This window comes from Kordia sp. (assembly GCF_045105435.1).
In the GTDB taxonomy this organism is placed as follows: domain Bacteria; phylum Bacteroidota; class Bacteroidia; order Flavobacteriales; family Flavobacteriaceae; genus Kordia.
Genome location: NZ_JBGCDL010000220.1, coordinates 1 through 8,476 on the forward strand (window position 1 = coordinate 1; position 8,476 = coordinate 8,476).

Sequence of the window (8,476 nt, forward strand, 5' to 3'; positions counted from 1 at the left end):
TGTACGACCTTTGTCGTTTGTTAATGCATAGGCAAGCTCGGCAATGTCTTCATTCAATGCGTTTTTGACATCGTTGTAAGTCTCACGAGCATCTTCAATAACATCATGAACCCAACAACCAGCCAACACATTATGTTGCGCATTAGCGGGAATTAAGTGTATAAATTGTTTTGCAGTATTAGCAACCATTTGCAAATGAAATTCATACGGATATTCATCATAGTGATGATTAACAGCGCTGTGTTTCTCAGAGGCGTAGTTGCGTGCTTTTTCGTTAATGGTCATATAACTATAATTTGTTCTGTTCTTTTCGAACTCTAATAGGAAATTTTGGTCTTTTTGGTACTTTAGGTGGGTTTTCTTTGAGTTGCTTCAACACAATTTCAATCGCCTTTTCCAATTGTGGATCTTTTCCAGCAATTACATCCTTTGGTAATTGTTCTACATCTACATCAGGCGCTACACCAACATTTTCAATTCCATAACCATTTTCATCCCAAAAACCAAAGTGTGGAGCGGTTACATAGCCACCATCTATAAATCTAGGAAAGCCCGAAACACCAACTAATCCTCCCCAAGTTGTTTTCCCAACAATAGTACCCAAATTCATCTTACGGAAAGCCCAAGGGAAATAATCACCACCAGAACCAGCGGCTTCATTAATAAGTAATACTTTGGGTCCGTCAATAGAAGCACTAGGAGTAGACATAGTTTTACCATGACTGAAACTCCAATTTGCCATCTTTTTTCTATTTAAAATATCTAAATAATAATCAGCTAAATGACCACCGCCATTAAAGCGCTCATCCACAATAATTCCTTTTTTATTGGTTTGTGGATAAAAATAGCGTTTAAAATATTCGTGCCCTCTGTCACTAGTATTAGGAACAAAGACATAGCCTATTTGTCCGTTTGTTGCTTCATCTACTTTTTTGATATTTTCTTCAACCCAACTAAGACTTCTAAGATTAATTTCGTCATAAATAGGGACAACTTTGTATGTGCGAGCGTTAGAACCATCTGCTTTTGTTGAAACAGTAAGTGTAACAATTTTGTCTACGGTATTTTCAAAAAAGGCATATATGTTTTGTGTACCTGTGACATCCTTTCCATTCACTTTTATAATATAATCGCCAACATTTACATTAATACCTGGTTCATTTAATGGAGCTCGTAAACTAGGCGTCCAGTTAGATCCTCCGTATATTTTTGTAATTTGATAGCGATTGTCATTAATTTCATAGTCAGCACCTAGCAAACCTCCATTTATGTATGGAGCATCATGCAACCAATCTCTGGTACGACCAAAAGCATGATGTCCAACACTTAGCTCACTAAACATCCATTTCATTACTCTATATAAATCATTTTGCGTAGTTACATCAGCTAAAAATGGTTCATATTTCTTTTTTGTTTTCTTCCAATCAAGTCCATGCATGTTCGGATCATAAAAATAGTCACGATTTACACGCCAAGCTTCATTAAAAATATTGCGCCATTCTTTAGGAGGATCAATTTTAACCTTGATTGATGATAAACTAACCTCAGAGTTACTAGGTTTTGAACCTACATTGACGACACCGTAGTTACCTTGCTTGTAGTATAGCATTTTCTTTCCATCAGCTGAAATGTCAAACCATGAAGCCTTCATGATTTCTTTTTCTTTTTGATCAGAAAGATTATATCTTTTTAGCGAATGTGAACCGTAATAACTTGAATGTGGTTTTCTAGAAATATATAATAACTCGCCTTCTTTGACAGAAGCTAAATTTGCATAATGTCCAGATTTAATAGGAAGTGCAACAACTCTATTTTGAATACCCTCAAAATCAATAGTAAAGTCACTTACTTCTTTTTTGTCTGTTTTGGTTTTCTCTTCTTTCGTTTTGGTTATAATTGCTTCTTCATCATTCTTTTTAGCTAATGGAGAGATAATATCTTTTCGTAAGGTAACTACGTATATTAAATTTGTCATTTCAGAATCTCTATTAGATAAATCAAACCAATTAACCACAGGGCCAGCATCTGTTGAAGCAGTCATATACACATATTTACCGCTAGGGTCAAAAATAGCTTCATCTACGTGAGATGAACCATCAGAAATAGCATACGATTTATTTTGATCTACAGCGTATATATATGCTTTTTCAAAAAGTGTTTCTGTTACTACTACATACGTAATCCATTTAGAATTGTGTGACCATGAACGAAATAAATAACCTATTGAACCACCTCTGTTCATAACATCAGAGGCAATTTTAGTACTTTTTTTAGAAGCAATATCTAATATGTAGAAACTTCGTGTATGATCACTATAGCTTATTTTTTTTCCGTCAGGAGACCAATGTAGGTCTCCATAGAAACCTCCATCGCCAAGTTTTATATTCTTGATACTTTTATCTTGAATATTTTGTATATGTAATTCATATTCTCCAGAAGCATCAGAGAGGTAAGCAATAAGTCTTCCATCGGGTGACCATTTCGGAGATTTTTCATGGACATCAACAGTTTCAGTAAGATTGTTTACATCTCCTTTTTTAACAGGAATCGTAATAATTTCACCTCTAAAATCAGCAACTAATCGTTTTCCAGTAGGAGAAATAGATATATTATTTATATATTTTTTTCCAGAAACAAAACGTGGTCGCATTTCTAATAAATCGGTTGCAATTCCAATAGTTAATTTTGAACTTTTCTTTTGTATGGGATTGTATATGTGTAAATAACCTTCTTGTTCATAGATTAAATCTTTGTAATCAGATGTCATTCCCAAGATTGGGAATTTTTCATATTCTGAGTGTTGTGTAATTTTTTTCGAATTCATATCGTATGAATACATATTGAATTCTCCGTTTCTATCCGATCTAAAATATACTGTATTTCCAATCCATTGTGGATTTGTATCGTTACTACCAGCAGTAGGTTTCGGGATTTCTACAATTTCATGATTGTCGACATTGTAAATCCAAATACGTGCTTGTCGTCCACCTCGGTAATTTTTCCATTGTTCATGTGCATTTGGAAAAGGTGTGTAAGCGATATATTTATTATCTGGCGAATATGATGCGTAATGTGCAGTTGGAACAGGAAGTTTTGTCACAGGTCCACCGTTAATATTTACCAAATATAATTGTCGATGTGCGTATACATGACTATGTCTTCTAGAAGCGAAAAGTATATTTTCTCCTGAAGCATCAAAACCACGTACACGGTCATAGTAAGGATTCCAAGTCAGTCGTTTTGGAATTCCTCCGTTAGCATCTACAATAAAAACATCTGTATTTCCGTCATATTCTGCGCTAAATGCTATTTTTGAACCATCTGGGGAGAATACTGGGCGTGATTCAATACCTTCATCAATTGTTAAACGAATAGGGTTGGAGCCATCTCTATTGGCAACCCACAAATCTTCTGCATAGATAAAGGCAATTTTATCTTTACTAATTGCAGGATCGGTCATTAAACGCGTATCTTTTGTGTTTTGCGCATTGCAAACTATTGTAGTAGTTAAAAATGCGAATACAGCTAACATGTGAAGTGTAAGTTGGTAACTTTTGGTCATTGGTATTTAGTATTTTTTGATTGATGGAAGATACTAAAAAAATCAGTAAACAACTGTGTTAATTGTGAAGTAAAAACGATTTTGAGCGCAATAAAAAAGCCATCGTTTCCGATAGCTTTTAAGTTAATTTTTTTGATGTGATTGGTTAATAACAACCATCTAACATTTTGACTGTTTTTTGTAAGTTTCGCCATTTTTCAAACTGTCGCTGATCGCCACGATCTAAAGATAAATATTCGTAACAACCTTTTAAAAGTGGTTCAATCCTGTTTTTATAGTCGCCTCTGTAAACTACTGTTTTTTCTCCTGTAGCTTTGTTTAGGATGATCCATTCTTTATTCAATAATCCACCTTCGCTATTTCTAATTTTGTTTCCAGCTAGTGCTAGTTCAATTGCGTTGATATTGTTTTTAAGCGATTCGTTATCACTTTTGTCCAATGCTTCTTGATACGTATTATATCCACCAAGTTTTGCAAAACCATCACGAATTGCCATTAATTGTTCGGGAGTTGATACACCAATAATACTATCCATATTTGTCGTGTAATTGTTGTTTTTGGCATCTTTACGAGCAATTTCTTGCGCCAATGCATTACTTCCAATAGCAACCGTTTCTTTGACTAAACCTGTTAAGAATTTATTGGTTGAGGTCGGATTTGGATTTCTGAACAATTGAAAAGTATTTCCGTTGAATTCTTCTTCAATAAAAACATCTTCAAATACAATATACGTTTTGGTTTCACCTTTTACATTCTGAGTGAAAGAAGTAACGGTTTTTGTGTCATATTCAGAAAGTTTTCCAGCAGCATCTTTTAAAAGAATTTGTTTGGCATAAAACTTCCCCATAATATTTACTTGAGAAACTTCTCCTGAAAAAGTTCCATCAGCAGTTTCAACGGATCCTGCATAAAAATCATCTGCAAGTTCTTCTAAGTTTTCTTGTTTTACTTCTTCTTCGCTTACGGTGTAGCCATAACGCGCAACTTTAGACATTTTTCCTTTTTGCTTTTTCTTTCCTTCTGCTCTAACAATATATGTTACAATAACGCCATCTTTTTTACGAAGTCGCAATTCGCCATCATGACGTGTTCCATCTTTTAAAATGACATATCCTTCGCGTTTTTCTGAATTTTCGACCTTTTTTCCCATCACGGTTCCGCCATCAATCCATTCGTACATGCTTTCTGGACTGTCACTTATTGGACCCGAATTTGCATCCGTAGTGTTTCCGCCTGACGGAGCACTTTTTCGCAACAATCCGTACGACTTTAAAGCAGCTACAGGAAAGTCGATTTTTTTCCATCGCCTTCAAAAATAACTTCGCTAATACTTGTTGTAGAACCTTTTAAGCTAATAGTTCCTTCTAAACGTTTTCCAGATTTTAATACGACAAAACCTGCTTCTTTCTTCGTTTTTTTACGTTTCCATTGGTAGTCTGTAAGTGGAGTTTCGCTAGTTTGCGCGGATACAAATTGTATGTTACTTATTGCAAAAATAAATACTACAACGTAAAGTATAGATTTCATGTAATTGTTATTGGTTAGATATCAAATATAATTAATTAGCCGATAATCAATGAAATAGATTAGTTGTACGGTAAATTATAAAGACATATTACATGATTTATTTCCGAGAAAAGATTATTCTAATGTCGGTTTTTCTTCTTCTTCAACCTTTTTCTTTCGTGCTTTTTTATAGATTGGAATTGAATAGCTTATGGTATAATTGAATCCTGCACCCACATTATTGTCTGTCGTAACTTTGTTAAATCCTGGAATGAATAGGTTTTGAAAGTTTTCTGGTTCTTTTGTACTCATTAATCGATTCAAACGCACGCTAAATCCCATGTAAATATTGTTTAATACTTCAGCTTTTATTCCGGCAACGACTTCAATCCAATGTCCGTTAAGACTCGAAAATTCCGTGCCAGGCGTTTGTGTTAATACGCTTGTAGCATCTACATGTTGATTGGTTTGATAGTTTGTGTAACTATTAAGTGTTTGCTTGTGCGAACTGTATCCATAACGCATTCCTACAACTATGGCATTTTCCATTCCAAACCAATTTTCGTAGGCATTAAAGTCAAACCCAATTTTAGCAAAACTTCCTTGCGTGGTAAAGTTTATTTGCGCTTCGTCAACGGTTTTCTTCTCACTTCCAAATTCAGCCGCGATATAAAACTTTCGTGTCAGTCTAAAATCGGCAGCAACTTCAAAACCTTGGTAATCGTCTTCCAAAAACATTCGGATAGGTTTGCTAATATCGAAACCAATTCGAAGTGGAAATGTGTCTAATTTTGGAATCGTATCATTTGCCTTTGCTTTCTCTACCTCAGTAATTTGGGCAAAACTTACGCTACAAACTAAAATAGCGAATATACTAGTGATATATTTTAACATGTGTTTCGTTTTCGTTTTGAACAATTTGCACAGCCACTACAGTTCCTGTGGTTGGATTTATCCAGTTATCAGTATCAACCGTAACTTCAGGATTGTCTTCAAAAGTGTAATTGGTAATGTATCCGCAGGCGCGCGAAAGAAAAATTTCTTCGGGTTGATAGGCAAATGTCAATATGTCTTCATTTCCTAACTGATTTCCATCATCGTCTAATTCATAATTTGTAAAAAAGCGATATTCGGTCGTGCTTTCTAGTGTACGCAACGGAATAGAAACTGTGCTTGTTGTTTGTGCAGTGGTTTGAATAGGATCTACAATAAACGTATTACCATCAATAACTTCTGTATTTGGATTAACTGCTTCTACCCATAAATCTGTTACATTTTTCGCGACATCTTCATTTGTAGCAGTAAATATATCTGCATCAAAAAACTCAATGACCAACAATGGTGTTGTAATGGTTCCTTCGACACAAATATCATCTTTTTCACAGGAAAACGATACAAATGCTGCGGTAACGAGCATTCCTAAAATTCCTATATAGGATAACTTTTTCATCTGTTTTTTATTTTATGTATTCTTTCAGATGGAATTCGCCAAAAATCATATCAATAGATTGTGATGGCTCATTTCATATATTTTAATTTCTTCTTTCTAAAAGTACAACGTTTTCAATGTGATGCGTTTGTGGAAACATATCCACCGCTTGTACTTTCGTTACTTTGTAGGTTGCATCCATCAATGCCAAATCGCGTGCTTGTGTTGCGCTATTACAACTTACATATACTACTTTTTTTGGCGCAATATTTAAAATTTGTTGTACTACATCTGCGTGCATTCCGTCACGTGGCGGATCTGTAATAATAACATCTGGAATTCCGTGCGCATTGATGAATTCGGCATTAAATACCTTTTTCATATCACCAACAAAAAACTCGGTATTCGTAATATCATTAAAAGCAGCATTTTCTTTGGCAGCTTCAATTGCTTCTGGAACGGATTCTACACCAATTACTTTGTTTGCTTTTTTTGAAACGAATTGTGCGATGGTTCCAGTTCCTGTGTATAAATCGTATACCAATTCATCACCAGCTAAACCTGCAAAATCGCGTGTAATTTTGTACAACTCATAAGCTTGATCAGAATTTGTTTGATAGAATGATTTGGCATTTATCTTAAATTTCAAACCTTCCATTTCCTCAAAAATATGATCGCGTCCATGAAAACAGATTACTTGCTGATCGTAAATTGTATCATTTCCTTTTCCGTTAATTACATACAATAACGCTGTAATTTCAGGAAACGTCTCTTTTAAATAGTTTAATAGTAATTCGCGTTTTTCTGTATCTTCTTGATAGAATTGAATCAACACCATTACTTCACCAATCGACGAAGTACGCAACATTAATGTACGCAACAATCCTGTTTGATGGCGTGTATTAAAGAAAGCAATATCATTTTCAGTAGCAAACGCTTTTACGGCATTACGGATTGCGTTTGAAGGATCGGCTTGTAAGTGACATTTCTTTACATCTAAAATCTTGTCCCACATCCCTGGAATATGAAATCCAAGTGCATTTCTGTCGCCTAAATCTTCTTCTGAATCAACTTCTTCTTGGGTTAACCAACGACTATCTGAAAACGAGAACTCCATTTTATTACGATAAAAATACTGTTCGGCACTTCCTAAAATTGGTATTAGCTCAGGCAATTCAACCTTTCCAATACGCGTTAAGTTGTTCAGAACTTCCTTTTGCTTATAAAACAATTGGTGTTCGTACGCCATGTGTTGCCATTTGCAACCACCACAAGTACCAAAATGTTCGCAAATAGGTTCGGTACGTTTATCTGAATACGAATGAAACTTTACAGCTTTCCCTTCGTAAAATGATTTTCGCTTCTTATATGTTTGAATATCAACCACATCACCAGGAACGGCATTCGGTAAAAATATTACATTTCCATCTTCCGTTTTGGCAACTGTTTTCCCTTTTGTAGCCGTATCAACAACAGTTACATTTTCAAACAATTTTTTACGATTCTTTCTTCCCATGTGGCAAAAATAACAATAGCGGTAAATATATATATTATTTATTGGGCGAATCTTTAAAAAAATGCTAAAAGTTTTGATTCATTGTGGAGTAGGTGGATTTTGAGTTATTTATTTTTGGGATAGCGAGAAAGAAAAAGTATATGAATTTATTTCTAACAATTTTTTAATTGCACCAGACAAGATTGCTGATATCTACAAACACAGATGGCAAATAGAGATAATGTTTAAAAGTCGTAAACAAAATTTCCCTCTTAAATACTTCCTTGGAGATAATCAAAATGCTAGTGAAATACAGACATGGTGTGGGCTTATCATACAGCTACTTATGCTAGTACAAAAAGGAAATGAGCCTACTCTAATATGGTATCAATGATACGATTTCATCTAATGATTTACATAAATTTGTTTAAATTCCTTGAAAACCCAAATAAACAATGAAAAGAATTAACAACGAAACCTCCAG

Annotated in this window: 7 protein-coding genes and 1 pseudogene; 1 reads left to right on the plus strand and 7 read right to left on the minus strand. The window is 34.6% G+C overall.

Annotation, left to right across the window (positions count from 1 at the left end; genetic code table 11):
- From AB8B65_RS11360 to rlmD, 7 genes and pseudogenes are all read right to left on the minus strand, one after another.
- A pseudogene (locus AB8B65_RS11360) lies at window positions 1-285 on the minus strand (phosphohydrolase); the annotation flags it as partial.
- Between the two features lie 4 nt (window positions 286-289).
- Window positions 290-3,562 carry a PDZ domain-containing protein gene (locus tag AB8B65_RS11365; protein WP_405301128.1) on the minus strand — a complete coding sequence of 1,091 codons (3,273 nt, stop codon included), beginning with the start codon at window positions 3,560-3,562 and terminating at the stop codon, window positions 290-292.
- Window positions 3,563-3,707: 145 nt separating this feature from the next.
- Window positions 3,708-4,820 (minus strand): hypothetical protein, encoded by a 1,113-nt coding sequence (locus AB8B65_RS11370; protein ID WP_405301130.1) that lies wholly within the window; start codon window positions 4,818-4,820, stop codon window positions 3,708-3,710.
- A 20-nt stretch (window positions 4,821-4,840) separates the two neighbouring features.
- A complete protein-coding gene (locus AB8B65_RS11375) occupies window positions 4,841-5,089 on the minus strand; it encodes a hypothetical protein (protein ID WP_405301131.1) in 249 nt (82 codons plus the stop codon).
- 114 nt (window positions 5,090-5,203) lie between these two features.
- Entirely contained in the window at window positions 5,204-5,962 is a 759-nt protein-coding gene (locus AB8B65_RS11380) for a DUF6048 family protein (RefSeq protein ID WP_405301132.1), read from the minus strand.
- Window positions 5,943-6,518 carry a DUF6452 family protein gene (locus AB8B65_RS11385; RefSeq protein ID WP_405301133.1) on the minus strand — a complete coding sequence of 192 codons (576 nt, stop codon included), beginning with the start codon at window positions 6,516-6,518 and terminating at the stop codon, window positions 5,943-5,945. Before AB8B65_RS11385 ends, AB8B65_RS11380 begins: the two co-directional genes overlap by 20 nt.
- A gap of 82 nt (window positions 6,519-6,600) precedes the next feature.
- Window positions 6,601-8,013 carry a 23S rRNA (uracil(1939)-C(5))-methyltransferase RlmD gene (gene rlmD, locus AB8B65_RS11390; RefSeq protein WP_405301134.1) on the minus strand — a complete coding sequence of 471 codons (1,413 nt, stop codon included), beginning with the start codon at window positions 8,011-8,013 and terminating at the stop codon, window positions 6,601-6,603.
- 190 nt (window positions 8,014-8,203) lie between these two features.
- Here rlmD and AB8B65_RS11395 point away from each other — a divergent pair, with 190 nt between their 5' ends.
- Window positions 8,204-8,386 carry a hypothetical protein gene (locus AB8B65_RS11395; protein ID WP_405301135.1) on the plus strand — a complete coding sequence of 61 codons (183 nt, stop codon included), beginning with the start codon at window positions 8,204-8,206 and terminating at the stop codon, window positions 8,384-8,386.
- Window positions 8,387-8,476 lie beyond the last annotated feature (90 nt).